Source organism: Marinifilum sp. JC120 (assembly GCA_004923195.1).
Lineage (GTDB): Bacteria > Desulfobacterota > Desulfovibrionia > Desulfovibrionales > Desulfovibrionaceae > Maridesulfovibrio.
Genome location: RDSB01000244.1, coordinates 1 through 375, shown reverse-complemented (window position 1 = coordinate 375; position 375 = coordinate 1). Strand labels below are relative to the sequence as shown.

General features: G+C 49.1%; 1 tRNA gene. It reads left to right on the top strand.

The features are described from left to right. Positions 1-51: 51 nt before the first annotated feature. A tRNA-Val gene (locus tag D0S45_20970) sits at positions 52-124 on the top strand. Positions 125-375: the final 251 nt, after the last annotated feature.

Sequence of the window (375 nt, the reverse complement as noted above, 5' to 3'; positions counted from 1 at the left end):
TGATGAGGCGGTGCTGAGTGTTAGATGGAGCGAGATGTTGACGCGAATTCGGGTTCGGTGGTGTAGTGGTTATCATGTCTGCTTTACACGCAGAAGGTCTCAGGTTCGAACCCGGGCCGAACCAGGATTTCGACAAATAACACCTGTCCACGCAAATCACGAACTACACTCCTCACATTGGAGACGTATCATACTCACCGACACTGCCAACAGTGTCTTTTTAACAAGCTGACGCCGTCAGAGACATCCACGTCGGCCGTGCTCACCTGAGACTTAAGTAAGGTTTGAAATTTAGTTTTTTCTAGTTGCCACCTTGAACGATACACCTTACAGTTGTCGCGTGGTGTCGAGTCCCAGTTGACTATGAACACTGCT